At 61.5% G+C, this 26363-nt stretch carries 21 protein-coding genes; 20 read left to right on the forward strand and 1 reads right to left on the reverse strand.

Annotation, left to right across the window (positions count from 1 at the left end):
- Window positions 1–4 precede the first annotated feature (4 nt).
- The 11 genes from HHL24_RS29665 (at window position 5) to HHL24_RS29715 (ending at window position 13390) form a co-directional block, all read left to right on the forward strand.
- A complete protein-coding gene (locus HHL24_RS29665; protein ID WP_169488894.1) occupies window positions 5–640 on the forward strand; it encodes a response regulator transcription factor in 636 nt (211 codons plus the stop codon).
- Window positions 641–840: 200 nt separating this feature from the next.
- Window positions 841–1227, forward strand: coding sequence for a response regulator transcription factor (locus HHL24_RS29670; RefSeq protein WP_169488895.1), 387 nt, complete (start codon window positions 841–843; stop codon window positions 1225–1227).
- A gap of 203 nt (window positions 1228–1430) precedes the next feature.
- A complete protein-coding gene (locus HHL24_RS29675; RefSeq protein WP_169488896.1) occupies window positions 1431–1907 on the forward strand; it encodes a YMGG-like glycine zipper-containing protein in 477 nt (158 codons plus the stop codon).
- A gap of 29 nt (window positions 1908–1936) precedes the next feature.
- Complete coding sequence (locus HHL24_RS29680; RefSeq protein WP_206003075.1) at window positions 1937–2356, forward strand: hypothetical protein; 420 nt, start codon at window positions 1937–1939, stop codon at window positions 2354–2356.
- A 98-nt stretch (window positions 2357–2454) separates the two neighbouring features.
- Window positions 2455–3657: an efflux RND transporter periplasmic adaptor subunit gene (locus HHL24_RS29685; RefSeq protein ID WP_329606765.1), complete on the forward strand. Its 1203-nt coding sequence runs from the start codon at window positions 2455–2457 to the stop codon at window positions 3655–3657.
- A 12-nt stretch (window positions 3658–3669) separates the two neighbouring features.
- The gene (locus tag HHL24_RS29690; RefSeq protein ID WP_169488897.1) at window positions 3670–6933 is read left to right on the forward strand and encodes an efflux RND transporter permease subunit; all 3264 of its coding nucleotides are present in this window, start codon (window positions 3670–3672) and stop codon (window positions 6931–6933) included.
- 1 nt (window position 6934) lies between these two features.
- Window positions 6935–8545 carry an efflux transporter outer membrane subunit gene (locus tag HHL24_RS29695; RefSeq protein ID WP_169488898.1) on the forward strand — a complete coding sequence of 537 codons (1611 nt, stop codon included), beginning with the start codon at window positions 6935–6937 and terminating at the stop codon, window positions 8543–8545.
- Window positions 8542–9831: a paraquat-inducible protein A gene (locus HHL24_RS29700; RefSeq protein WP_169488899.1), complete on the forward strand. Its 1290-nt coding sequence runs from the start codon at window positions 8542–8544 to the stop codon at window positions 9829–9831. The genes HHL24_RS29695 and HHL24_RS29700 overlap by 4 nt, the downstream gene beginning before the upstream one ends.
- Window positions 9824–11440, forward strand: a complete 1617-nt coding sequence (locus HHL24_RS29705; RefSeq protein WP_169488900.1) for a PqiB family protein — start codon at window positions 9824–9826, stop codon at window positions 11438–11440. The genes HHL24_RS29700 and HHL24_RS29705 overlap by 8 nt, the downstream gene beginning before the upstream one ends.
- Complete coding sequence (locus tag HHL24_RS29710; RefSeq protein WP_169488901.1) at window positions 11437–12024, forward strand: PqiC family protein; 588 nt, start codon at window positions 11437–11439, stop codon at window positions 12022–12024. Before HHL24_RS29705 ends, HHL24_RS29710 begins: the two co-directional genes overlap by 4 nt.
- Before the next feature lie 172 nt (window positions 12025–12196).
- Window positions 12197–13390: a monovalent cation:proton antiporter-2 (CPA2) family protein gene (locus HHL24_RS29715; protein ID WP_169488902.1), complete on the forward strand. Its 1194-nt coding sequence runs from the start codon at window positions 12197–12199 to the stop codon at window positions 13388–13390.
- A gap of 30 nt (window positions 13391–13420) precedes the next feature.
- Here the strand turns inward: HHL24_RS29715 and HHL24_RS29720 are convergent, their stop codons facing one another.
- Complete coding sequence (locus HHL24_RS29720) at window positions 13421–14467, reverse strand: AraC family transcriptional regulator (RefSeq protein WP_169488903.1); 1047 nt, start codon at window positions 14465–14467, stop codon at window positions 13421–13423.
- A gap of 456 nt (window positions 14468–14923) precedes the next feature.
- On the opposite strand from HHL24_RS29720, the gene HHL24_RS29725 reads away from it, so the two are divergent.
- The 9 genes from HHL24_RS29725 (at window position 14924) to HHL24_RS29765 (ending at window position 26291) form a co-directional block, all read left to right on the forward strand.
- Window positions 14924–17323 carry an arylsulfatase gene (locus HHL24_RS29725; protein ID WP_169488904.1) on the forward strand — a complete coding sequence of 800 codons (2400 nt, stop codon included), beginning with the start codon at window positions 14924–14926 and terminating at the stop codon, window positions 17321–17323.
- Window positions 17320–18948, forward strand: a complete 1629-nt coding sequence (locus HHL24_RS29730) for a GMC family oxidoreductase (RefSeq protein WP_169488905.1) — start codon at window positions 17320–17322, stop codon at window positions 18946–18948. Before HHL24_RS29725 ends, HHL24_RS29730 begins: the two co-directional genes overlap by 4 nt.
- Complete coding sequence (locus HHL24_RS29735; protein WP_169488906.1) at window positions 18933–19205, forward strand: hypothetical protein; 273 nt, start codon at window positions 18933–18935, stop codon at window positions 19203–19205. The genes HHL24_RS29730 and HHL24_RS29735 overlap by 16 nt, the downstream gene beginning before the upstream one ends.
- 111 nt (window positions 19206–19316) lie before the next feature.
- Window positions 19317–20450 carry a CaiB/BaiF CoA transferase family protein gene (locus HHL24_RS29740; protein ID WP_169488907.1) on the forward strand — a complete coding sequence of 378 codons (1134 nt, stop codon included), beginning with the start codon at window positions 19317–19319 and terminating at the stop codon, window positions 20448–20450.
- A 155-nt stretch (window positions 20451–20605) separates the two neighbouring features.
- Window positions 20606–21391 carry an enoyl-CoA hydratase/isomerase family protein gene (locus tag HHL24_RS29745; protein WP_169488908.1) on the forward strand — a complete coding sequence of 262 codons (786 nt, stop codon included), beginning with the start codon at window positions 20606–20608 and terminating at the stop codon, window positions 21389–21391.
- Between the two features lie 25 nt (window positions 21392–21416).
- Window positions 21417–22658, forward strand: a complete 1242-nt coding sequence (locus tag HHL24_RS29750) for a thiolase family protein (protein ID WP_169488909.1) — start codon at window positions 21417–21419, stop codon at window positions 22656–22658.
- A 22-nt stretch (window positions 22659–22680) separates the two neighbouring features.
- Window positions 22681–23838 (forward strand): acyl-CoA dehydrogenase family protein, encoded by a 1158-nt coding sequence (locus HHL24_RS29755; RefSeq protein WP_169488910.1) that lies wholly within the window; start codon window positions 22681–22683, stop codon window positions 23836–23838.
- A 70-nt stretch (window positions 23839–23908) separates the two neighbouring features.
- A complete protein-coding gene (locus HHL24_RS29760; RefSeq protein WP_169488911.1) occupies window positions 23909–24685 on the forward strand; it encodes an SDR family NAD(P)-dependent oxidoreductase in 777 nt (258 codons plus the stop codon).
- Window positions 24686–24737: 52 nt separating this feature from the next.
- Entirely contained in the window at window positions 24738–26291 is a 1554-nt protein-coding gene (locus HHL24_RS29765; RefSeq protein WP_169488912.1) for a class I adenylate-forming enzyme family protein, read from the forward strand.
- Window positions 26292–26363: the final 72 nt, after the last annotated feature.

The following is a 26363-nucleotide window of genomic DNA, read 5'->3' on the forward strand; positions in this document are numbered from 1 at the left end:
GGCCATGACTGAATCCGATTCGCTTGTCTTCGTCGTCGACGACGACGATTCCGTGCGCCGTGCGTTGGCGCGTCTGATCCACTCCGCGGGCTACCGTGTCGAAGCATTCGGCAATGCCCGCGCATTTCTGGAACGGCTGCGAGAGGTCGATTCTCCGGCCTGTCTGGTTCTCGACGTGCAGTTGCCTGACCTGGACGGGCTGGCTTTGCAGCGCGAACTCAAAGCGGTGCTGCCGATCATCTTCATCACCGGGCACGGCGATATCGCCATGACGGTGGACGCGATGAAAGCGGGGGCCACCGATTTTCTGGCAAAACCTGTGAACGATACCGATCTGCTTCGTGCGATCGAAACAGCGTTCGAACGGGTTGCCCAGACCCGCGCGGTGCGCTGCGAACTGGATGCGATCCGTGGCCGGCTCGACACGCTCACCCCGCGCGAAAAGGAAGTCATGGCGCTCGTGGTTACGGGCCGCCTGAACAAGCAGGTGGCAGGCGAGCTCGGCACCGTTGAAAAAACCATCAAGGCGCATCGCGCGCGCGTGATGGCGAAGATGGAGGTCAGTTCGCTGGCCCAGCTCGTGCGCGTCGCGGACAAAGTCGGTCTCGGCGTTTCGGGCGAAGCTCACGTTTCGCGTTGAAGTCATTGCGACCGGTCGGCGGCAGCGTTCCCGATTCGCCGGGCCTGTCCCGGCATACCTGTCTCAGGAGCGGCCGCAGGGTTGTCCGTGCCCGGTCCACACGAGACCAAGGTCCAATATCGGTAAGCCTTTCTGCCTCGTAGGCTTTCGTCTGGGGGAGTGTGTTGATTCGCGCATTCCCGGACACCGGACTACTCTCCATGGGAAAACTCAAACCATTCGTTGTCGTCGTCGATGACGATGAATCGGTGAGCCGGGCAATCCGACGATTGCTGCGCTCCATCGGAATCGCCTCCGAAGCGTTTGCCAGCGGCGACGCGTTCCTCGATATTCTCGCGTCGATGCCGTCGTATCAACCCGACTGCGTCATTCTCGACGTGCAGATGCCCGGGCTCAATGGAATCGAAGTCCAGCGACGCCTGTCCGGCAAAGGCATGCCCGTGATCTTCATTACCGCGCACGACGAGATCGGCGTACGCGAGCATGCGCTCGCGGCCGGTGCGGTTGCCTGGCTGCGCAAGCCTTTCAACGACGAACTGTTCGTGAAGACGGTGCGTGCCGCGCTCGACGGTGTACCGCCTGTCTGATGAGCAATTGCATAGGCCCGTACCGCGAATTCGCGCGCTATGGGACCAAAGGCCAATTGCTATCGAACGCCGCGAAATCCAATAATTGACTCGACTGATCAGGGTCGAAGATGGCGCCTGAGTTCGGGATTGGGCGCACGGATAGTCGCGAGCAAGGCGCGCGCCGACGGCCCGTCTCCAGAGAAATCGAACGGAATCTGACCATGCTACCGATCGTGCGAGGGCTGATGGGTGTGCTTGTGCTGACGCTGGCGTGTGCAGCGGCTGCGCAGCAGCCCATCATTTATCCGGCGAAAGGCCAAAGCGTCAGCCGGCAGCAAACCGATACCGCGGAGTGCCAACTATGGGCGAAGCAGACGACCGGAGTCGATCCGGTCGTGCTCGCCCAACAAGGCGCGACGCAATCCGGTGCACCCCAACCGCAAGGGCAACGCCTGAAGGGCGCAGCCGGCGGAGCCGCATTGGGTGCCGCCGTCGGCGCGGTGGCGGGCGACGCCGGCAAGGGCGCAGCGATCGGGGCAATCACCGGTACGGCCGCCGGCGGTTTGCGGGCGCGCCGCGCGCAAGAGAACGCGGCCGCGCAAACGCAGGCTAACCAACAGCAGATCTCGCAAGCGTTGACTACCTACAACCGCGCGGTGGCTGCATGCATGACCGGTCGAGGCTACACGGTCCAGTAGGACTCACGCGCAGCAGGAGAGAGGCATCCATGAACAGGAAATGCATACGTGCCGCGCTTGGGACCCTGGCGCTGACGAGCGGGCTCTTTTCGGTTGCCTTATCGGAGACGGCAGCGGCGGCACAGTTCGACGGCAGCGTGCCGCTGCTCTGCGCCACGATCGATGCGCACGATTGCGACGCCGGCGAACTTTGCTTGCGCGCATTGCCGTCCGAGTTGGGTGCACCGCAGTTCCTGCGCATCGACTTCGCGAAGAAAACCGTCGTCGGACCACAACGCACCACCGCAATCCGTTTCATGGACAACGGCCCCGACCAGATCCTGATGCAAGGCGTGGAACTGGGTTATGCGTGGACGATCGCGCTCGACAAGCAGGTGGGCTCGATGACCGTGACGCTCGTCAACCATCAAGACACGCTGGTGCTGTTCGGCGCCTGCACGCTTACGTAGCCGCAACGGGTGAATCGATGAAACCTGTAAGCCATGCAATGTTCACGCAACGGTCAGGGCCGGGATATGTTGACGCAACGGCAAGCGTACGAGGTCTCATGATGCTCGCCGTACTCGTGTTGTGCACCGCCGGCTGCCACAAGGCGCCGACGCTGCCAGCGGCCGGAGAGACCGAAGTGACCGTCATGCAGGTCACGCAGCGCGACACGCCCGTCGATTTCGAATTCACCGCGCAAACCCAGAGTTCACGTGAAGTCGAAATCCGCGCGCGCGTGGACGGCTTTCTCGACAAACGGGTCTATACCGAAGGGCAAATGGTTCATACCGGCCAGACGCTCTTCCTGATGGATCCCAAGCCGTTCGAGGCGACGCTGCAGACGGCTAAAGGACAGCTTGCGCAGCAGCAGGCGCGGCTTTACATCACCAAAGCCAACCTTGCCCGTGTGATACCGCTCGCGAAACAGAACGCGTTGAGTCAGAAGGATCTCGACGACGCGACGGGCAATGAGAAGGAAGCGGAGTCGGCAGTGATCGCCGCGCAAGGGCAGGTCCGGACCGCCGAGCTGAACCTCAGCTATACGACGATCAAATCGCCGCTCAACGGTCTGTCGAGCTTCGCCCACCAGCAGGACGGCAGCTATGTGACTGCCTCGGCATCAGGTCTGCTGACCTACGTCTACCAGCTCGATCCGATGTGGGTCAACTTCAGCATCTCCGAGAACGAGCTGCTCCGCTATCGTGCGCAGGTGGACAAGAAGCAACTGGTGTTTCCGGCGAACAACGACTTCGAGGTGTCGGTCGTGCTGGCCGATGGCTCGCTGTTTCCTTCGACCGGTCACATCAACTTTACCAATCCGGCATTCAACACCCAGACCGGCACTTTCCTTGTGCGCGCGTCGTTAGCCAACCCGACGGGCAGCCTGCGCCCAGGGCAATTTGTGAAGGCGCGCGTCTCCGGCGCCATCCGTCCGAATGCGATCCTCGTGCCGCAGCGCGCGGTGCTGCAGGGCGCGAAAAGTCATTTTGTCTGGGTGGTGGATAGCGATTCCAAGGCGCATGAACGTGTGGTCGAAACCGGTGAATGGCATGGTGACGACTGGTTCATCACCGAAGGCTTGAAACCCGGCGAGCGGGTCGTCGTGGATGGCGCGATTCGCGTGGTGGCGGACACGCCTCTCAAGATTACCGGGGCGCCCAGTCCAGCCAGCCAGCCCGCAGCCGCCAATGTGCCGCAAAGTGCGCCGCAAAACGAGCCGGTGCACCTCGCCGCGCAGCAGTCCGACCAGACCGTGTCGAAGTGACGGGCCACCGACATGAACATCTCCCACTACTGCATCGACCGGCCGATTTTCGCGTCAGTCATCTCGATCGTCATCACGCTCGGGGGCGCGCTGGCGATGTTCAATCTGCCGATCGCGCAGTACCCGGACATCACGCCGCCGCAGATCACCATTTCCGCCACTTACCCAGGCGCGACGGCGGACGTGGTGGCGAACAATGTGGCCGCGCCGATCGAGCAGCAGGTCAACGGCGCGGACAACATGATCTACATGTATTCGTCCAGTTCCTCGACCGGCTCGTACACCCTCAATGCCTTTTTCCAGATCGGCACCAATCCTGAACTGGCGCAGGTCGATGTGCAGAACCGCGTGAACCTGGCTTTGCCCCAGTTGCCGTCTTCAGTGCAGTCGCAGGGCATCAACGTCCAGAAGAAATCATCTGCGTTCATGATGGTGATTGCCATCTATTCGCCGAGCGAGCGCTACGACGCCACCTATATCGCCAACTACGCGAATATCTATGTGCTCGATGCACTCAAGCGTATCCCGGGTGCGAATCAATCGTCTATCTTCGGCACGCCCGACTACGCGATGCGTATCTGGCTGAAGCCGGATCGCATGGCGCAACTGGGCATCACCGCCGGGGACGTGCAGAACGCGGTCAAGGCCCAGAACCAGCAGTTCGCGGTGGGGCGCGTGGGTCAGTCACCGACGGGGGCGCCGGTCGAGCAGTCGTTTGCCGTCACGACCACCGGCCGCCTGACTGATCCGGCCGAATTCGACAACATCATTATTCGCGCGGCAAGCGGCAGCACGTCAGCCGCCGACTCCGCAATCGTGCGCCTCAGGGACATCGGCCGCGCCGAGCTCGGCCAGAAGGATTACTCGATCCGCAGCAAATTCCAGGGCAAGCCCGCTACCGTCATCGCGGTCTACCAGCAACCGGGCGCCAACGCGCTCGACGTGTCAAAGCAGGTGCGCGCGACGCTGGCCGAGATGAAGAAGCAGTTTCCGGAAGGCATCACCTACGACATTGCGATGGATACGACGGACTTCACCCGTGCATCCATCTCGGACGTCATCCACACCTTCTTCGAAGCCCTGGTGCTGGTGGTGATCGTCGTGTTCGTGTTCCTGCAGAGCCTGCGCGCGACACTGATTCCGGTGTTGGCGGTACCGGTATCGATCGTCGGCACGTTCATGGGCATGCAGGCACTCGGCTTTTCGATCAACATGCTGACGCTGTTCGGGATGGTGTTGGCGATCGGCATTGTGGTGGACGATGCGATCGTGGTGGTCGAGAACGTCGAGCGCAACATGAGCGTCCATAAGCTGAGTCCAAAGGACGCGGCCAAACGGGCGATGGACGAGGTGGCCGGTCCGGTCGTCGCGATCGTGCTGGTTCTGTGTGCCGTGTTCGTGCCGGTGGCCTTCCTTGGCGGCATTACCGGACAATTGTATAAGCAGTTCGCCATCACGATCGCCATCTCAGTGGTGTTCTCAGGGCTGGTTGCGCTGACGCTGTCGCCGGCACTGGCGGGCGTGCTGCTCAAACCGGGTCACCATGAAAAGCGCGGTTTTTTCAAGTGGTTCGACAATAAATTCGCGCGGATGACGACCGGCTATACCAACGTGGTCAAGCTCGTCATCAAGCGCTTCGGCGTCGCGCTATTCCTGTTTGCCGGCATCATCGTGCTTGCCGTCGTCATGTTGAAATCGATTCCGAGTTCGTTTTTGCCACCTGAGGATCAGGGCTACCTGCTCGGCGCGGTGGTCATGCCGGACGCAGCAAGCCTCGATCGCACCGGCGACGTCTCGCAGCACGTCACTGACTATTTCATCAAGCAGCCGGCCGTAAGCAGTGTGACGACCATCGACGGGTACAGCCTGCTCGACAGCCAGAACAAGAACAACGCAGGGACCTTTTTTATCGGTTTCAAGAGCTTCGATGAGCGCTACAAATTCGCCAACATCAGGACCCAAAACGCGCGCGCGGTGTTGATCGACGCGTACGAAACCCTGTCCAAAGTCAAAGAAGGGATCATCCTGCCGGTCAATCCGCCGTCCATTCCGGGCCTCGGCACGACTGGCGGCACCGAGGTATGGATCGAAGCGCAGGGCGATGCCACGACCCCGCAGCTGGCCGCCGTGGTGGATGACTTTGTCGCCAAAGCCAAGGCGCGACCTGAACTGTCGCGCGTGACGTCGACCTTTAACGCCGCCGCGCAGCAATTGCTGGTCGACGTAGACCGGGACCATGCGGAGACGCTCGGCGTGCCGATCGAGGAGGTTTACAGCGCGATGCAGACAATGTTCGGCTCGCTGTACGTGTCGCAGTTCAACCGGTCGAGCCGTTTGTGGCAGGTGATCTTGCAGGCTGAACCGTCGTACCGGCTCACGCCGCTGGACCTCGATCAGATCTATGTGCGCAGCAAGACCAACAACATGGTGCCGATCAAGGCGGTGATGACCTCGAAGTACGTCACCGGCCCGGATCTGATGACGCGCTTCAATAATTTCCCGGCGGTCAAGGTCACGGTCAACGCCGCACCGGGCTACAGCTCGGGGCAGGTAATCAGCACGCTTCGGGAGATCGGCACGCAAGTGCTGCCTTCCGGCTACAACCTCGGGTGGAGCGGTGAGGCCTACGAGGCCACGCAGGCCAGCGGCACCTCGGGGTTGGTGTTCGTCTTCGGCCTGATCATGGTGTTCCTGATTCTCGCCGCGCAATACGAGAAGTGGAGTCTGCCGTTCGGCGTGTTGATGGCCGTGCCTTTCGCGCTGTTCGGCGCGCTGCTCGCGATCTTGCTGCGCGGCCTCGAAAACGACGTCTACTTCCAGATCGGCCTGACCATGCTGGTGGCGCTTGCCGCCAAGAACGCGATCCTGATCTTCGAGTTCGCTGTACTCAATCGCGAATCCGGCGAGTCGGTATACGACTCTGCCTTGACAGCCGCGAGCGAACGGCTGCGCCCGATCATCATGACCTCGCTGGCGTTCATCCTGGGTTGCGTGCCGCTTGCCATCGCGCTCGGGGCGTCGGCCAACAGCCGGCATTCGATCGGCACGGGCGTGATTGGCGGCATGCTCGGCGCAACGGTGATCGCCGTGTTCTTCATTCCGATGTTCTTCTACGTGCTCGAAACCATGTCGGAAAAGCGCGACAGCAAGAAGACACCGGGAGCGAGCGGTGGACCGGAGGGGGGCGCTCATGCGGGCCCGGTTGCAGATCCAGCTAAGCCTGCGGGCTCCGGCGGACCGACGGTCACGCCTTCCGCGCAACGTGAGGGCGACTGACATGCGAGGCTTTGCGTTCTCACTGCGCCTCGTCCCCGCCTTGGTGCTGGCAATGGGGCTGGGTGGCTGCCTGTTGGGCCCGGACTACGTACGCCAGAACGTGCCTACGCCCGCGAATTTCCGTTTTGCTGCCAATGAGGCTGCCGATACGGCCAATACGCGGTGGTGGGAACAGTTTCAGGACCCGGTCCTGAACGATCTGATTCTGGCCGCGCTCGCCGACAACAAGGACGTCAAGATCGCCGCGGCGCGCGTCGATCAGTTTCTCGGCCAGTTCGTGACGACACGCTCCGGGCTGTTTCCGCAGGTCAGCGCCGGCTTCGACGCCTCCCGTCAGCGTGCCTCCCAGCTCGGACCGACGCCGATCCCGGCGGGCGTGAGTCCCGTCTTCAACGAGTTCCAGGCGCCGCTTTCGGTGGCCTGGGAAGTCGACCTCTTTGGACGCGTGCGGCGTGAGACCGAATCGGCTCGCGCGAGCCTGCTCGCAAGCGAGGAGGGCCGCCGCGCGACGATCCTTTCGCTGGTTGCCTCGGTGGCCACCGCTTACATCAATCTGCGCGATCTCGACCAGCAACTGACGATTGCCAAAGCGACGACCGATAGCCGGGCGGGATCGGTCAATGTATTCCAGGCGCGTTTCGCCGGCGGCGACGTCTCGCAGATGGAACTCGCGCAGAGCCAATCCGAATATGAGGCATCGCTCGCCACGATTCCGCAACTCGAGACACAGATTGCGCAGCAGGAGGACGCCTTGTCGATCCTGCTCGGTCGCAACCCGGGCCCGATCCTGCGTGGACGCGAACTGACCGAACTGGTGTTGCCGTCCGTGCCGGCAGGTCTGCCTTCCGATCTGATCGAGCGCCGTCCGGATCTGCTGCAAGCCGAGCAAAACCTGGTTGCCGCCAATGCCCTGATCGGTGCCGCACGTGCGCTGTATTTTCCGGACATTTCGCTGACCGGCCTGTTCGGCTCTACGAGTGTCCAGTTCTCGAAACTGTTTACCGGGCCTGCGCGCGTCTGGTCGTACGCCGGCTCGTTGACGGTGCCGATCTTTACGGCGGGCAGCATCAGTGGGCAGGTCAGCCAGGCGGAAGCGCAACAGCAACAGGCGTTGATCCAGTATCAGCAGGCTATCCAGATCGCGTTCGGGGAAGTCGACGATTCGCTGATCGCGCTGCAGAAGTCGCGCGAGCAACTGGTCGTGCAGGGACGTCAGGTGGACGCGCTGAAAACGTATGCGCGGCTCGCGCGGCTGCGTTTCGAAGGCGGCTATACGAGCTATATCGAGGTGCTCGACGCGGAACGCAGTCTGTTTAACGCGCAACTCAGCTATACGCAGACCAATGGCGTGGTGTTCAACTCGCTGATCGGTCTTTACAAGGCGATGGGCGGCGGGTGGGTCGTGCAGGCCGAGGCCATGACTGGACGGGTGATGGGGCAGAAGGCCGTGGCACAGGTGGCCGGTCAGTCAGGCGATCAGTCGGGGGCATCGTTATCGACTCCATCAGCGAGTCCATCGGCGGCCCCATCAACGAATCCGTCAACGAATCCGTCAACGAATCCGTCAACGAATCCGTCAACCACTCCGCCCGGCGCCGAGCAACCTAAATGAGCACCGACACGACAACCGGGCCCAGCCCCATTTCTCTCGTCGCCTGCCACGAATGCGATCTGTTGCAGCGCGAATCCGTGGTGCCGCCCGATGGCACGCTGCGTTGTTGCCGCTGCCACGCTGAACTCTATCGGGCGCATCCCGACAGCACCGACCGGTCACTGGCTTTTACGCTCACCTGCGTCGTGTTGTTCGTCATCAGCAATGTGTATCCGATTGTCGGACTGGCGGTGAACGGCGATCTCGTCGAGACCACGTTGCTCGGTGCGGTTCGTGTGCTCTACAAAGACGGCATGTGGCCGATCGCGGGTCTCGTGCTCGCCACCACCTTCCTGATGCCGTTGTTGCAGATGACGGCCATGGCGTACCTGCTGGTGCCGTTGCAGCTGAACCGCCGCCCGTATCGTGCGGACCTCGTATTTCGCCTGATGCATCTGGCGCAGCCGTGGGGCATGACCGAGGTCCTGATCCTCGGCATGCTGGTGGCCCTGGTCAAACTCGCGCACATTGCCAGCGTCGTGCCGGGCGTCGCGTTGTGGTCGTTCGGTGCGCTCATGCTGCTGCTGGCCGCTGCCGCTTCAGCGTTCGATCCACGCGCGCTCTGGCAGCGCATGGGCAGCTTCGACGATACGGCTTCGGATACGGAGGCGGCGGCCGCCGCGGTGGCGCATACCGCGCTGCGTTGCGGCCTGCTGAGCTGCCATAGCTGCGGGCTGCTGGTGAAGTCGGCCGCGCATGTGCACGGCGCGGCGTGTCCGCGCTGCGGTGCCCATCTGCACGCGCGCAAGCCGGAAAGTATCGCGCGCACGTGGGCCTTCCTGATTGCCGCCATCGTGCTGTATATCCCGGCGAACGCACTGCCCGTGATGAATACCAGTTCGCTGTTCGGCTCGGAGAAGGACACCATTCTGAGCGGCGTCGTTTATCTATGGACCTCGGGATCATGGCCGCTCGCCGTGGTGGTGTTCATCGCGAGCATCGCGGTGCCGATGCTGAAGATCCTGGCGCTGGTGTATCTCGTGATTTCCACGCAACGGCGCTCGGTCACGCTCGTGCAGCAACGAACCCGCATCTACCGGCTGGTGGAACTGGTGGGCCGCTGGTCGATGCTCGATATCTACGTCATTACCATTCTTGTCGCGCTTGTGCAGTTCAACGCGCTTGCCACGATCCAGGCGGGACCCGCCGCGGTCGCGTTCGGCTCGGTGGTCGTGCTGACGATGTTCGCGGCCATGTCGTTCGACCCGCGCCTGATGTGGGACGCGACGGAGGATCATCATGTCTAGACCTCCCGGGCCGCCTGAGCTTCCCGAAGCGGTAGCGACGCGGCGCTCGCGCTGGCGCATGCAGGTGGTGTGGCTGGTGCCGCTGATCGCCGTGCTGATCGGCGGCTGGCTCGCGGTCAAGGCGATCCTCGAACAGGGGCCGACCGTCACCATCAGTTTCGAAACCGGCGAGGGGCTCGAAGCAGGCAAGACCAAACTCAAGTTCAAGAACGTGGATATCGGTGTGGTCAAAAGTGTGACCTTGTCGCGCGATCACCGCAATGTAGTCGCTACCGCCGAACTCTCGAAAGATGCAACGGGTCTGTTGGTGGACGACACGCGTTTCTGGGTGGTTCGCCCACGCATTTCCGGCGGAACGGTATCCGGTATCGGCACCTTGCTTTCCGGCTCCTTCATCGGCATGGATGTCGGAACCTCGACGAAGTCGCGGCGCGACTACGTCGGGCTCGAGTCGCCGCCAGTGTTCGCGAGCGGCGTGCCGGGTCGTGAGTTCATCCTGAAGGGCGACAATATGGGCTCGCTCGATGTCGGCTCGCCGATCTATTTCAGACGCTTGCAGGTCGGCCAGGTCACGTCGTACAAGCTTGACGATAACGGTAAAGGCGTGACGATGCATGTCTTTGTCAACGCACCCTATGACAAGTATGTGCAGATCGATACGCGCTTCTGGCAGGCGAGCGGTGTCGACGTCTCGCTCGATGCGACCGGTGTGAAGGTCAACACGGAATCGCTGGTGGCCATTCTGATCGGCGGGCTCGCTTTCCAGTCGCCTGACGATACAGCCGATCAGCCGGAGGCGGATGCCAGCGCTGAATTCACGCTGTTCTCCGACAAGGCCGAGGCGATGAAACGCCACGACCGTATCGTCGATCACTACGTGCTCAATTTCAAGGAGTCGGTACGCGGCTTGACGGTTGGTGCGCCGGTCGATTTCCTCGGCATCGTCGTGGGCGAGGTGGAGGCGATTCACACGAGCTTCGATCCCGTCACCAAGCAGTTCAGCATTCCGGTCGACATCAAACTGTTTCCGGAGCGCTTCACGTCGCGCTTTGCGTCGGGAGCGGCCGGCGGCAGGCTGGCCACCGACGCCGATCGGCAGCAACTTGCGCAAGCGCTCGTGGATCATGGCCTGCGGGCCCAACTGCGCACCGGCAATCTGCTGACCGGCCAGCTTTATGTCGCGCTCGATTTCTTCCCCAACGCAGCCAAAGCGAAGGTGGACTGGAGCTCGAGCCCGCCCGCGATGCCGACTGTGGCTGGCGGCCTGCAATCGCTGCAGGATTCGGTGACGACGCTCATCGCCAAGCTGAACAAGATCCCGTTCGAGGCGATCGGCAATGACGCGCACCAGACCCTGCGCGATGCGGATGCACTACTCAAGCGACTCGATACCGAGGTCGCACCGCAAGCGACTCAGGCACTGGCATCGGCGAAGTCCGCGCTCGACTCGGCGAATAACGCGTTGCAACCCGACTCCGCGCTGTCGCAGAACACCGGCGACGCAATGAAGGAACTGGCGCGCACGGCGGCAGCCTTCCGCACGCTGGCGGACTATCTCGAGCGTCATCCAGAGGCACTCATCCGCGGCAAGCTGGAGGATAAGAAATGATGCGCTCATCCTTAACCGTAGCCGTGGCGTTGGCGCTCGCCGCGTTGTGCGGTTGTGCATCATCGCCAAAGTCGGACTTCTACACGCTGAGTTCCGTGGCGCCGCAGACGAGCAACCCGCCCGCAGCGCCGATCGCGGTGCTGATCGGCGTGGTGACGGTGCCCGACCTCGTCGACCGGCCGCAGATCGTGGTTCGCAGCGGCGACAACAAGGTGGATATCGACGAATTCGCCCGCTGGGCGGATCCCCTGAAAAACCAGATCCCGCGCGTGATAAGCGCCGACCTGGGTCAGCTGCTGAACAGCGCGCTGGTGTCAACGTATCCGGTGGGCGGCGATTCGGCGTCGGCTTATCGGGTCCAACTCGACATTCAGCGCTTCGATGCGGCGCTCGGCGACGCCGTGACGGTCGACGTGTTGTGGTCGGTGGCGCCGCCCGGGAAAAAGCCGCCGCTAAGCGGCCGGAGCACGGTGCACGAGCCTTGCGGCGGTGCCGGTTTTGATGCGGTGGTGGCGGCATACAGCAGGGCGCTCGGAACCGTGAGCCGCGATATTGCCACCGCGATCCGCCCGGCGTCGCCTTGATGCACGGTCAGGCATGACGTAGCGCATAGGCCGGCACGGGTGTTGCGCCAATGACAGATAGCGGCGGCATGCCCTGGCAACGTTCCCGCTCGACGGTCGCGCGCTGCGCTCAATCGGAAGGTGTGGCGATGCGGCCGCAACGCGAGGCAACGCGCGATCCGGAGAGTCGGTCATGACAAAGATGCTGATCGATGTGGTCATTTTTCTCATCGCCGCACTGATCGCTGTTCCAATCGCGACGCGGCTCGGTTTCGGCGCGGTGCTCGGCTACCTGGTGGCCGGCATCGTGATCGGACCGTGGGTGTTGGGGCTCGTGACCGACGTCGATGCCATTCTTCACTTCTCCGAGTTGGGCATCGTGCTGATGATGTTCGTGATCGGCCTCGAAATGCGCGTGGAATTGCTGTGGGCCATGCGCCGCAGCATCTTTGGTTATGGTGCGATGCAGATGGCCCTCTGCGCGGCCGTGCTGACGGCAACGTTTCTGATATTCGGCACGCCGTGGCGCATCGCGCTGACGGGCGGTCTCGCGCTAGCATTGTCGTCGACGGCCATGGTGATCGGCGAACTCCAGCAACGTAAATTGATGGATACGCCGACCGGCCGCGCGGGTTTCGGCATTTTGCTGTTTCAGGACATGGCTGCCATTCCCCTGATCGCGCTTCTGCCGCTACTCGGGCCGGCCGCAGGTACGGCGGCCGCGGAGCCTGGCTGGCTGGTGGCAACAAAGGCAATCGCGATGCTCGTGATTGTGCTGGTGGTCGGCCGCTATGTGTTGAAAGCGGTGTTGCCTTTAATCTCGCGCACGGGTGTGCGTGAAATCTTTACCGCGTTTGCATTGCTCTGGGTCATCGGCATTGCGCTACTCATGGAGAGCGTGCATTTATCGATGTCGATGGGTGCGTTTGTCGCTGGCGTGATGCTCGCGGACTCTGAATTTCGCCACGAGATCGAAGTCGACATCGCCCCGTTCAAGGGCCTGTTGCTCGGCTTGTTCTTCATCGCGGTGGGCATGTCGATCGATTTTGGCGTGTTGGCGAGCGAGCCAGTGCGAGTGGTAGGGCTCGTGGTGGTTCTGGTCGCCATCAAGACTATCGCGCAGTGGTTTCTGGCGAAGCGGTTCGACGTGCCGTCGTCGCAGCGCGGCTATTTTGCGATTCTGCTTTCGCAAGGCGGCGAATTCGCCTTTGTGGTGCTGGCGGCGTCGCTGGCAGCGCGTGTCGTCGATCAGCGCCTTTCGTCGCTTGTGACGCTGGTCGTTGCACTCTCGATGGTTTCTACGCCGCTATTGCTGCTTTTGCAGCGCCGCTTCTCACGACTCGGTGGTGATGACGGACTGGATGCGGCCACTGAGCGCAAGATCTAGACACGTTCAAGGTGCAACGAAAGCAGAACCTCACGCACCCTGAAGCTTGGCGTCCCTACGATAGTCACTCGGCGAAACGCCTTCCCAGCGCTTGAACGCGCGAGTGAAGTTGCTCGAGTCGCTAAATCCCAGCAAGAAGGTAATTTCGGTAATCGACAACGCCGATTGCTGCACATAGCTGGAGGCTAATTCCTTGCGGGTCGCGTCGAGCAGCTCATTGAAATTCGTATCGTGCTGCGAGAGCTTGAACTGCAAAGTGGTCGGACTGATACACATCGCGCCGGCGACTTTATCTCTTGAGCAGTCCCCGTTGGGCAGATACTCAATGATCTTCTGCCGCACCGTGCTCACCACATCGTGTTTGTCGAGACGGGCGATATAGCTAGTGGCGAGGTTGTCGTGCAGTTGCGCCAGCTCAGCGCACGCGCCGGCCAGTGGCTGTTGCAAATCTGGTTTCGGAAACACGAGTTCGGGTGCAGTCTGGTCAAAATCGACGGGTGAGCGAAACAGCTTCTCGTAGGGGCCGCTGCCTTCGCGCGGCATCGCATGAGAAAACGCCACGCGAACAGGATTGAAATCGGCGTGGTAAAGCTGGCGCATCGACAGCACGACAAAACCCATCAGTGCGTCTTCCGTCTCGCCGCACACGGGCACCAGCAGATTCATGCGCAGTGAGACCTCGTTGTCGTTTTCAACGATGCTGATTTCGCACGCCTGAGAAGCGAGCCTGAAAAAACGTTCCAGCCGTTGGCAAAATGCCATCAGGTTTGAACTGGCGGCGAGCGCATAGCCGAGTGCGTGCAAATTCGAAACGTGGATGAACCTGGCGACCGTCAATCCGAAGTAGGGATTGTGCGTCACGTCAACACAGACCTTATAGAGCCTGGCCATGGTGGCGACCGGCAGCCGCATCATGGGATCGTTTTTCATCAGTGACGGGTCAATGCCGGCTGCTTGAAAAATCCGGGTGCTATCGACCCCGTTGTGCTCGAGGGCGCGTGAAATCGCCAGTGCGTAGCCACCGATCGTCGTGAGAACGGCGTCGCTGTCGAAGCGGGACGGGGAGGCTTTCTGCATGATGGACTGCAATTATTGCTGAGCCGGTTTGCTATCGATCACCGGCGGGCGGGGTGTGAATGAAATACGCTCGAGCGTCGATGCGTTTGCACCGACACCGCGATAGCGTAGTCGCGATTGCACTACAAACTCCATCGGCGTAAATGCCAGGTCAGGGATCGTGACGCGCGTGACCTGCCTGTCTGCAGGAACTCCAATCAAATATCGTAACACTGCCGAGCGGCTTGCCGCGGCACACAGCGACCTTCCGGCCGTTGCTGACTCCCGCTTCCTCTCAGTGTTTACCCGCCTCGTGAGCCAGATTGCGTCTCGCGTGACGCGCAAGACCACTGGATTGTCCTCAAAGACCAGCGTCTCGCGGGACGCCGTTCATAAAATGCCTCCGATTTGTCTATGACCCGAGAGACCGCGATCCGGCGGCTGGCGTCACGTTTCAGTCAATGACAGGAGACCCTCATGACCCGCGAAATCAACCCTGCGACATCCGCTTCCGATCCGACGGAACCGTCTTCGGAAGAGACGGGCGCAGTCGAGCAGCCCCATCTCACCGCCGTGGCCGCAGCAGGAACGCAGGATCTGCCGTTTCCCAAGACGCCGACAGCCAGCGCTGCTGGACGCACGTTAGCCGAGTCGAAACATCAGTGGCGCACCAAAGCCAGCCATTTGCGAGCCGACGCGCCGAACGTACTGATCATCATGCTGGACGACGTCGGCTTTGCGCATGCCGATACGGTCGGCGGTGCGATTCACACGCCGACGCTCAGCCGCATTGCGGACTCCGGCGTGCGCTACAACGCTTTCCATACCACTGCCATCTGCTCGGCGACTCGTGCGTCGCTGCTGACGGGGCGCAACCACCATCGCGTGGAATCCGGGACCATCACCGAGCTCGCGAGCGATTTTGACGGCTACACCGGTGAGATTCCAAAAACGTCGGCGACCATTCCCGAAGTGCTGCAGCACTATGGCTACAGTACCGCGGCATTTGGGAAGTGGCATAACACGCCAGCCCAGGATGTCTCCGCCGCAGGACCTTTCGACCGCTGGCCGACCGGTTGCGGATTCGATCACTTCTACGGTTTCATGGGGGCGGAGTCCTCGCAATACGAGCCGAATCTGTATCGCAACACCACGCCGATCGAGCGGCCCAACGATCCGAAGTATCACCTGAGCGAAGACCTGGCGGCCCAAGCCACAAGCTGGTTGCGCCAGCAACATGCGCTCGCGCCGGACAAGCCATTTCTGATGTATTGGGCGCCGGGCGCGGTGCATGGCCCGCACCAGGTCTTCGGTGAGTGGTCGGATAAGTACAAGGGACAATTCGACGACGGTTGGGACGTCTATCGCGCGCAGGCGTTCAAGCGTCAGAAGGCGCTCGGCTGGATTCCGGCCGACAGCATCCTGACGCCGCGTCCCGACACGATGCCCGCGTGGGATAGCCTCAGTGACGATGAAAAGAGATTCCAGGCGCGCCTGATGGAGGTGTACGCCGGTTTCCTCGAGCATGCCGACACACAGGCCGGCAAGGTCGTGGATGAACTGGAGCGGCTGGGCCTGCGTGACAACACGATGATCTTTTACGTGTTGTCGGATAACGGCGCGTCCTCTGAGGGCTGGAGCGGCACCATCAACGAAATGCTGACGCTCAACGGCGTGCCGATGCCTTTTGCGCAACAGATGAAAATCCTCGAAGAGGAATACGGCGGCCTGCCCGCGTTGGGCGGTCCGAAGGTGGCGAACATGTATCACGCCGGCTGGGCCTGGGCGGGAGAAAGTCCGTTTCAGGGCACCAAGCTGGTGGCCGGATATTTCGGCGGTACCCGTGTTCCCATGGCGGTTTCGTGGCCCAAGGGCATCAAGGCCGATACCAACGTGCGTGGGCAGTTCCATCATGTCAACGATATCGCGCCGACGATCTACGACGTCATCGGCATTACGCCGCCGGAGTCGGTCAATGGGCTGAAGCAGGATCCGCTGGACGGCGTCAGCCTGGCGTATACGTTTGCCGACAGCGAGGTAGCCACACAGAAAACGCATCAGTACTTCGAAGTTTTCGGCAGCCGCGGGATCTACTCGGACGGCTGGATGGCGTCTGTTTTCGGGCCACGCGTGCCATGGTTGCCGGGCGCCTACGCCGCCTATGCGAACTGGAATCCGGAGGAAGACGTCTGGGCCCTGTACAAGCTCGACGGCGACTATTCGCAATCGACCGATATTTCGCGCGACTACCCGCAAAAGCTTGCGGAATTGAAGCAGAAGTTCGATGAAGAGGCGCGCGCCAATCACGTTTATCCGATCGGCGCGGGATTGGGGCCGCTTCTCAATCCCGATGCACGGGTGGGCACGACTCAGACCGAATGGCACTTCAATACGGAAATCACACGTCTGCCCGAATTCTGTGCGCCCAACCTGCGCGCGCGCAACAATCGGGTAATGGTCGACGTCGAAGTAGCCGCCGAAGGCAGTGGCGTGCTCTATTCGCTGGGCGCCGTAGCCGGCGGTCTGGTGCTCTATATGGACGACGGCTATCTCCACTACGAATACAACTTCCTCGGCGTGGTGAGAACGCGCTTACGTTCTGCGGACAGGATTGCACCGGGTTCGCATCGATTCGATCTCGAGACTGTGATGAGCGGACCGGCACCCGGCGCGCCTGCAACCCTGGTGATGGGCGTCGATGGCGTGGAAGTGGCGCGAGGCACGACACCGTTCACCGTCCCGCTTGCGTTCAGCGCGAGTGAAACCTTCAATGTCGGCGTCGACCTGGGTTGTCCGGTTACGCTGGACTATCGTGACCGCGCGCCGTTCAGATTCAACGGCCAGATCAACGACGTGCATATCGTGTACTTGCCATGATCGACTACATCGTCATTGGCGGTGGGTCGGCGGGCTGCGTGCTGGCAGCCCGCCTGAGCGAGGACCCACGCGTTCAGGTTTGCCTGCTCGAAGCGGGCGCATCCGATAACAGTGCGTTGATTCAATGTCCGGCGGGTTTAGCCGCGTTGATCCCCTATCGCATCTTCAATTGGGCATTCAATACCATTCCCAATCCCGGGATGAACGGCCGGATCGGCTACCAGCCACGTGGCAAGGCGCTGGGCGGGAGTAGTTCGATCAACGGGATGATGTATATCCGCGGCGACCGGACCGACTACGATCAATGGGCGGAGGCGGGCAACGTTGGGTGGAGTTATGACGACGTGTTGCCGTACTTCAGGAAATCGGAGAACAACGAGTTTTGGGGCAGCAATGCCTATCACGGCGCCGGCGGTCCGCTGAATGTGGCGGATGTGCTGGAACCGAGCGTCTATGCAAGAGCGTTCGTCGAGGCTGGCGTGCAGGGGGGACATTCGCCCAATCCTGACTTCAATGGCGATCATCAGTTGGGGATCGGACTGACGCAGGTCACGCAAAAGAACGGCGAACGCTGCAGTACCGCCAAGGCGTTTCTGACACCGAATCTCGGCCGGCCGAACCTGCAGGTCATCACTGGCGCGCATGCCACGCGAATCCTGATGGAGGGCAAGCGCGCGGTCGGCGTCGAGTTTCGGCAGGGCGGCGAGATCAAGGTCCTGAAGGCGAGGCAAGAAGTCCTGTTGTCGGCCGGCGCGTTGCAGTCGCCGCAAATTCTGATGCTCTCGGGCATCGGGCCGGCAGAGCATTTGCAGCAGCACGGCATCCCCGTCGTCCACGATTCGCCGGGCGTAGGCAAGAACCTGCAGGATCACATCGATATCGTCCACAGTTACGAAGCCGGGGCGTCGCGAGGGCTGTTCGGCCTGTCGCTGTCGGGTGTGTGGTCTGCGGCGAAGGGCATTCGTACCTGGGCGAAATATCGACGCGGCGTGCTGACGTCCAACTTCGCGGAGGGCACGGGCTTTGTGAAGACGCTGCCGGAAGAAGCGCGCCCGGATGTGCAGCTCGTATTCATCGTTGCAAAACTGATCGATCACGGCCGGAAGATATTGATCGGCAATGGTTACTCGGTTCATTGTGGGCTGTTGCGTCCCAAATCCCGTGGCAGCGTTTCATTGGCGAGCGCCGACCCGTTGGCACCGCCGCTGATCGACACGAATTTCCTCGCCGATCAGGATGATGTGAGTCGTCTGATTCGCGCTTTTAAACTGGTACGCGGGATCATGCGTCAGCCGGCTCTCTCGCGATTTGGTGGCAAGGAATCCCGAAACTCGGCGCGCGCACAAACCGACGCCCAGATCGAAGCGTTCATTCGCAACCACGCTGACTGCGCTTATCACCCGGTTGGGACCTGTCGCATGGGTAGCGGCGCGCTCGATGTGGTCGACGATCAACTGCGCGTGAAAGGGGCGCAGGGCTTGCGGGTGGTCGATGCGTCGATCATGCCGGACATCGTGTCCGGCAATACCAATGCGCCGACCATCATGATCGCGGAGAAAGCCGCCGACATGATCAAGGCAGCCGCGCTGGCGGTTACCCGAGAGGGAGCATGCAGCACTTCCTGAAGGCGGCTTGCCTCGCGATCTATGGATTCGCGCTTGCCAGCCTCGTTGCGCCCGGACCATCGAGTGGCCTCGCTCATGGTGTGGAGATCGTGGCGATGGCCTTTCTTGTTATCCACGCACTCGAGGTTGTCTTTGCCTTCGAGAGATTGCGGCTGTACCGGGGGCCGCTGATGCTCAGCGTGCTTCTAACGCTCCTGTTCGGCGTGCTGCACTGGATGCCCCTCGTGAAGGCACGATCGCGCGGCACAAAAAATTAGAGCCGCGGCGGCATTGGGCAAGAGGCGGAACGCAAAGCGCTTTCCGCCTCATTTCACCGTTCGCCTGGCGCTGCGCCGGCTCATCATTTTTATCTCCAAAGGAGCAGAACCATGGGTGTTCTCGACGGCATTCGCGTCGTGGAAATTGCCGGCATTGGCCCAGCGCCATTTTGCGGCATGTTGCTCGCTGACATGGGCGCCGAAGTCATTCTGATCGAGCGCGCCGATGCTGACGGCGGCGGCATGCTCGATCTCGGCAAGAGCGCTATCGTCAATCGCGGCAAACAGTCCGTTGCGCTGAACCTGAAGGACGCGCGTGCGATCGACGCCGTCCTGCGATTGATCGACGGCGCGGACGCATTGATCGAAGGGATGCGTCCCGGTGTGCTGGAACGACTGGGTCTTGGACCGGACATCTGCCTGGCGCGCAATCCGCGCCTAGTGTACGGGCGCATGACCGGGTGGGGACAGACGGGGCCGTTGGCACAGGCGGCCGGACACGACCTGAACTACGTCGCGCTCTCCGGCGCGCTCTGGTTCGCAGGCGAGCCCGGCAGGCCGCCTATGCCGCCCCCTACGCTATTGGGCGATCTGGGCGGCGGTGCGCTGTATCTGGCAATGGGCGTCCTCGCAGGCATTCTGAGCGCGCGTCGCACGGGCTGTGGGCAGGTGGTGGACGCTGCCATCGTCGACGGCAGCGCCAATCTGATGAACCTGTTGCTGTCGGTGCACGCCGCAGGGCATCAACCCATCGAACGCGGCCGCGGTCTTCTGGACGGGCCGCACTGGAGCGGCACTTACGCATGTGCCGACGGTCATTTCGTCAGCGTGCAGGCGCTGGAGCCGCAATTTAATGCGCTGCTATTCAACAAGCTGGGGTTGGGTGAGGATCCGGATTTCAGGCAGCCCTATCACCCGCATCGCTGGGGCGCGCTGCGCGAACGGCTGGCGGCATTGTTCGTCACCCAGCCCCGGCAGCATTGGGTCAACCTGCTCGAAGGCAGCGATGCCTGTTTCGCGCCGGTGCTGACACCGGTTGAAGCCATGGCGCATCCGCATATGGCCGCTCGCGGCGTCTATGCCGAGCGCGACGGAATATTGCAAGCCGCACCGGCGCCGCGGTTCTCCGCGACACCGTCCGCCTCTGCCAGCACGGTGCCGCACCGTGGCGAGCATGGCGTCGCGATTCTTCGCGCCGCCGGCATGAGCGAAAGCGAAATCGCGCAATTGCTCTCCGCTCATTGATGCTCGGTCCCGCGCGACATATCGCCGGGACCTGCGTCTTCATTCCAATGACCTGTTGCGACCGGCAGTTCTCCCTACGATCACCACACTCGCCAATTTCTTGAGGGCGGCGCATTCGTCGAGCGTCCTGATCACTAAAAAAGTATGGAGATGTCATGAACGAAGACGTTCTGTTGTACGAGGTCGAAGGGTCTGTCGCCCGTTTGACGCTGAATCGCCCGAAGGCGATGAATTCGCTGAACCTGGCCATGCTCGCGGAGCTCGATCGCCGCCTGACTGAAATCGCAGACGACAACGAAATGCGCGTGCTCGTTCTCACCGGTTCCGGCGCGGCCTTCTGTGCCGGCGCGGACCTGAAGGAAGTGTTGGCGGGCCAAAGCCTCGGCCCCGGTGAAGCGGATTTTCTCGATCGCGCAAACCAGGTGTTTGGCCGGCTGCGCAACTTCCCGAAGCCCGTGATCGCAGCGTTGAACGGCGTCACGATGGCGGGCGGCCTGGAACTGGCGATGTGCGCCGACCTGGTCGTTGCCGCGGAGAGCGCCACGCTTGCCGACGCACACGCGAACTTCGGCGTGTATCCGGGCGCAGGTGGCGCGGCTGTGCTGCCGCGACTCATTCCGCTCAACATGGCGATGTATCTGCTGCTAACCGGCAAGTCGCTGTCGGCCACCGAGATGAAAGCATGTGGCCTTGTCTGCGAAGTGCATCCGGATGAAGCCTTCGCTGGCGCCGTGATGAAGCTGGCCGCGCACATCGCGCGTAAGAGCCCGATTGCGCTGCGCCGCATGAAAGAAGTGGCACGCCAATCCGCCGACAAGACACGCGACGACGCCTTGCTGCACGAACAGGTGATGCTGCGTCAACACATGCGTACCTTTGACTTCCACGAAGGCTTGCAGGCCTTCGCCGAAAAGCGCGCGCCCCAGTTCCAGGGCCGCTGAATCACATCGTAACGAGAACAGAAACATGAGCGATATCTATGTGGTCGGCGTCGGCATGACTGCCTTTGGGCGCCTGCTTGAAAAGTCCGTGTATGACATGGTTGGAGAAGCGGTTGGGCTTGCGTTGAAGGACGCCGGTTGCGGCGCGGCCGACATCGGCTCCGCGTATTACGGAACCATGACGAACGGCCAGTTTCAAGGCCAAACCGCGATCCCGGGTCCGATTGCGATGCGCCGCCTCGGTATTGAGGGCGTACCGGTGTTCACGGTGGAAAACGCCTGCGCCACCGGTTCGTCAGCGTTCAACCTGGCGACGCTGGCGTTGCGCTCGGGCAGCTGCGATATCGCGCTGGCCGTCGGCGCGGAGAAGATGAATATTCCGGACAAGGCGAAGATGTTTGCGGCCTTCGACGGCGGCTGGGACGTGTCGACCGTGGAGCGGAACAAAGAGACGCTGCTCGCCATGGGCGAGGGTGTGACGCCGCCGCCAGGCACCATGTCGGAGCGCCCGTACAGCGTTTTCATGGACGTGTATGCCGCCATTTGCCGCAACCACATGCTGCGTTACGGCACTACCCAGCGGCAGATCGCTGCAGTCGCCGCAAAAAACCATCAACACTCAGTGCACAACCCGCTGGCGCAGTTCCAACAGCCCTTCAGTATCGAGGAAGTATTGGCGTCGCCGCCGATCGCCTATCCGTTGACCACGTTGATGTGTTCTCCCATCAGCGACGGTGCGGCTGCTGTTGTGCTGTGCAATGCGGCGGGCCTGAAGCGGCTCAATGGTGCGGCCCACCGCGCGGTGCGTGTACTCGCCAGCGTCGTGCAAACCGGCTCCACGCGCGGCCTCGATGAACCGCACAAGATCGTTGCACATCTCGCGGCCAAACAGGCCTACGAACAGGCCGGGGTGGCGCCTGCCGATGTCGATGTCGCCGAGGTTCACGACGCCTCTGCGATCGGTGAAATTCTCAATGCCGAGTCGTTGATGCTGGTGCCGTTCGGCGAAGGCGGCCCGGCAGCGGAACGGGGCGACTTTACGGTTGGCGGCCGCATGCCGATCAACCCTTCTGGCGGCCTCGAGTCGAAGGGCCACCCCATCGGTGCAACCGGTCTCGGCCAGATTCACGAACTGGTGACCCAGTTGCGCGGAGAAGCGGGCAAGCGCCAGGTGGACAACGCCCGCGTTGCGATTCAGGAAAACGGTGGCGGTCTTTACGGTATCGAAGAAGCCGTGGTGGCCGTGACGATCCTCGCCAAACAGTAAGTCATTCAGGGAAGCCGAGAAGATGGGATACGTATTCAGAACGGAAGAGCAGCAAGGGGCGGTAGACGGATTGCGGCGCTATCTGGCGGACAAAGCCGATCCGCTGTTCAACAAGGAGTATCGCGACAGGTTCGTGCCGAAGGAACAGATGGGCGAGCTCATGCGTGAGCTTAGCCAGTTCGGCTTGATCTCGGGTGTCGTCGGCGAAGAACATGGCGGCCTGGGCCTCGATTGGCTCACGATGATCATGTTGTTCGAAGAAGTGGCGGCCACCTCGATTGATCTGTCGGTGCCTGTGCTGATCAATAGCTTCTGCGCGCAAATGGTGGCGAGGCTGGCCCCTGCGCATCTGCGTGAGCGCTATCTGCCGGGGTTGCTCAAAGGCGAATTGTTTTGCAGCGCCGGTATCTCCGAACCGGACGTCGGCTCCAACGTGCTGGAGATCAAGACTCGCGCCAAACGGGATGGGGATCACTTCATCATCAATGGCGAGAAGACCTGGATCAGCAATGGCTCCTATTCGGACATTCTGATTGTTACCTGCCGCACCGGCGACGATCCCCGCCGTGGTTTGACGCACTTTCTGCTGGACCGCAAAGAGCATCCCTACGAGGTTCGGGATATTCACAAGATCGCGTGGAACAGCCAGTCGACCGCGCAGATTTTCCTCACTGACGTCCGCGTTCCGGCCAGCAACATGCTCGGCAACGAAGGCGAAGCGCTGAAGAACACGCTGACGATGTTCGAACGCTCACGCGTTTTCGTCGCCGCGCAGGGTCTGGGTATCGCCCGGCGTGCGTTGGAAGAAGCGACGCGTTATGCCACGGAGCGCAAACAGCACGGCAAGGTGATCGCGGGACACCAGCTGATCTCCGCGATGCTGGCCGAAATGGCCACGAATGTCGACGCGGCACGCCTCCTGACTCAACGCGCGGCATCGATGATCGAAGCCGGCGTGCCGGCCGAAATGGAAGCCGCGATGGCCAAATATTTCGCGTGTGAAGCTGCCGTGACAATCGCCCGCCAGGCTGTACAGATTCACGGCGGCAATGGGGTCACCAAGGAGTTCCTGGTCGAGAAGCTGGCGCGCGAAGCGATTGTCGCGCCGATTCCCGAGGGCACGAGCCAGATCCAGCAACTGATCATTGGGCGAGCGCTGACCGGGGTCAACGCATTCTGATGCACGGCGGCGCGCACAGCGCCGCCTGCACAAACCACTTTCAATTTCTCAATTTCTAGTCGGAACTCCCATGCGTATTCAGGACAAAGTCGTCGTTATCACGGGTGGCGCGTCAGGGCTTGGCCTCGCCACCGCGCTCTACCTCACGCAAGAAAAAGGCGCGCGTGTTGCCATTTTCGATTTGAATGTCGAAGCCGGTGAAAAGGCAGTAGCGGACATCGGCGCCGATCGCGCGATGTTCGTGCAGACGGACGTCAGCAGCGAAGAGTCGGTGCAGAAGTCGGTCGGCGAGGTGATGGCCCGTTTCGGCGCGATTCACGTCTGTATCAACGGCGCAGCGGTGCCGACCCCGTTCAAGGTGCTGGGCAGGGATGGCAAGGCCGCGCCGCTGGCCAAATTTGCACAGACGACCGCGGTCAACCTCAACGGCGTGTTCAATGTCATGTCCAAATGCGCGGAGCAAATGGCGACGAACGAAGCGGAATGCGGTGAAGAGCGAGGTGTGGTGATCAACGTCTCGTCCGGTGCAGCGTACGAAGGCCAGATCGGGCAGAGCGCTTATGCGGCGACAAAGGCAGGCGTTATCGGTTTGAATATGCCGGCCGCGCGTGAACTCGGCGCAATCGGCGTTCGTGTCAACGCGATCGCCCCGGGCCTGTTCCTGACGACCATGGTGGCTGGGCTCGACGAGAAAGTGCTGACGATGCTCAAGGAGCAGATGGAAGCGCCCAAGCGTCTAGGCGATATGCGTGAGTTTGCTCACTGCTGTGCGTTCATCATCGAAAACGCTTACCTGAACGGCGAAACCATTCGCCTCGATGCGGCATCGCGCATGCGCTCGAAATAGGATTGGTTGATTCCTGAACGTTTCAAAGCTGGTGCTGGAGGAAATAAATAAAATGAGATTGGCAGACTATTTCGACGCTGTAGCGGCGCTTCATCCGGACAACCTGGCTTTTGTCGATGGCGCTACTCGCATGACGTACGGTGAAGCTCAGAAATACGTACACGCAGTAGCCCATGGTTTGACGCGCGCGCGTGAAGCGGGCGCGGGCATGCATGCGGCAATCTATGCGCCGAACGACTACCGCGTCAGCCTTCTGCACCTGGGTATCAACCTGGCTGACTCCGCATGGCTATCCGTCCACATTCGCAATTCGATTGAGACCAATGCCGAGGTGCTCGACTACTTCGACACCGACATTGTGTTCTTTCACAGCTATTTTGAGAGCAGCGTTCCGGTGCTGAAAGCAACGCTGTCGAAAGCGAAGCGCTATGTCTGCATCGACCGCGAATCCGAGCATGGCGTATCGATGGACGAATGGCTGAAGGATTGCTGGAAGCCATTTCGCAATCAGCCGGAAGACCCGGCCACGCGCGCCTTCCTGCAACCTACCGGCGGCACGACCGGGCCGTCCAAGGGCGCGGTGCACACGCACCGAGGCCTCGAGTTCATGGGCCAGGGACTGACTTCGGCTTTCGGCATTACGTCCAGTTCGCGCCACTTGTGCGTGGCGCCGCTGACGCATGCCGCCGGACTGCTGGCGCTTGGTTTTACGATCAAGGGCGGCGTCAACATCATCTTGCCGGGTTTCGATCCTGAGGTTTTGTTGAACGTGATCGAAGCGGAAAAGGTCACTCACCTGTACCTGCCGCCCACCGCGGTTTATGGGCTGCTGGCGCATCCGCAGACGAAGCAGACGGACTTCTCATCGCTGCAGGCCTTCATCGTCGGCGCGGCGCCTATCGCGCCAGAGAAGTTCAAGGAAGCGGTTCAAGTGTTCGGCCCCATCATGTACGAAAGCTTCGGGCAAACCGAGACGCTGGTGCCGATCCTGGTCAAAGGTCCCGCCGACTACCTGAAGGACGACGGCAGCTTCGACGAAGACGTGGTGAAGGCTGCTGGCAAAGCGGTCGACGTGGCGTGTCTTGCCATCATGGACGAAGCCGGCAATCTGTTGCCTGCCGGCGAACGTGGCGAAATCGTTGTGCGCTCGTCGATGGTCATGCAGGGCTACTACAAAAAGCCGGACGACACGGCTGCCGTCTCAGCGTTCGGCTGGCACCACACCACCGATGTCGGCGTGCGGGACGCACGTGGCTACATCACCATCGTGGACCGCATCAAGGACATGATCGTCACCGGCGGCTTCAATGTTTTCCCCGTCGAAATCGAGAAAGTCATTCAGGGTCATCCCGCCGTTCTGGACTGCATTGTGATCGGCGTGCCGGATGACAAATGGGGCGAGGCGGTGAAAGCGGTCGTGCAGTGCAAGCCCGGGCTGACTATTTCAGAAGAAGAGATCATGGCGCTCTGCAAGGAACATCTGGGTAGCACCAAGACCCCGAAGAGCGTCGAGTTCTGGGTCGACTTACCGCGTAGTGCCGTGGGTAAGTTACTCAAGAAAGACGTCCGGGAAAAGTATTGGGGCGACCAGTGGCGATCGGTGTAAGCGCCGACGGTCCGACGCGCTGGCGGTATGCCGGCTGAAGCGCAAGGTGCGGTGGGATCAGTGGTCGATCGA

The sequence above is a fragment of the Paraburkholderia polaris genome (genome assembly GCF_012927345.1).
In the GTDB taxonomy this organism is placed as follows: Bacteria; Pseudomonadota; Gammaproteobacteria; order Burkholderiales; family Burkholderiaceae; genus Paraburkholderia; species Paraburkholderia polaris.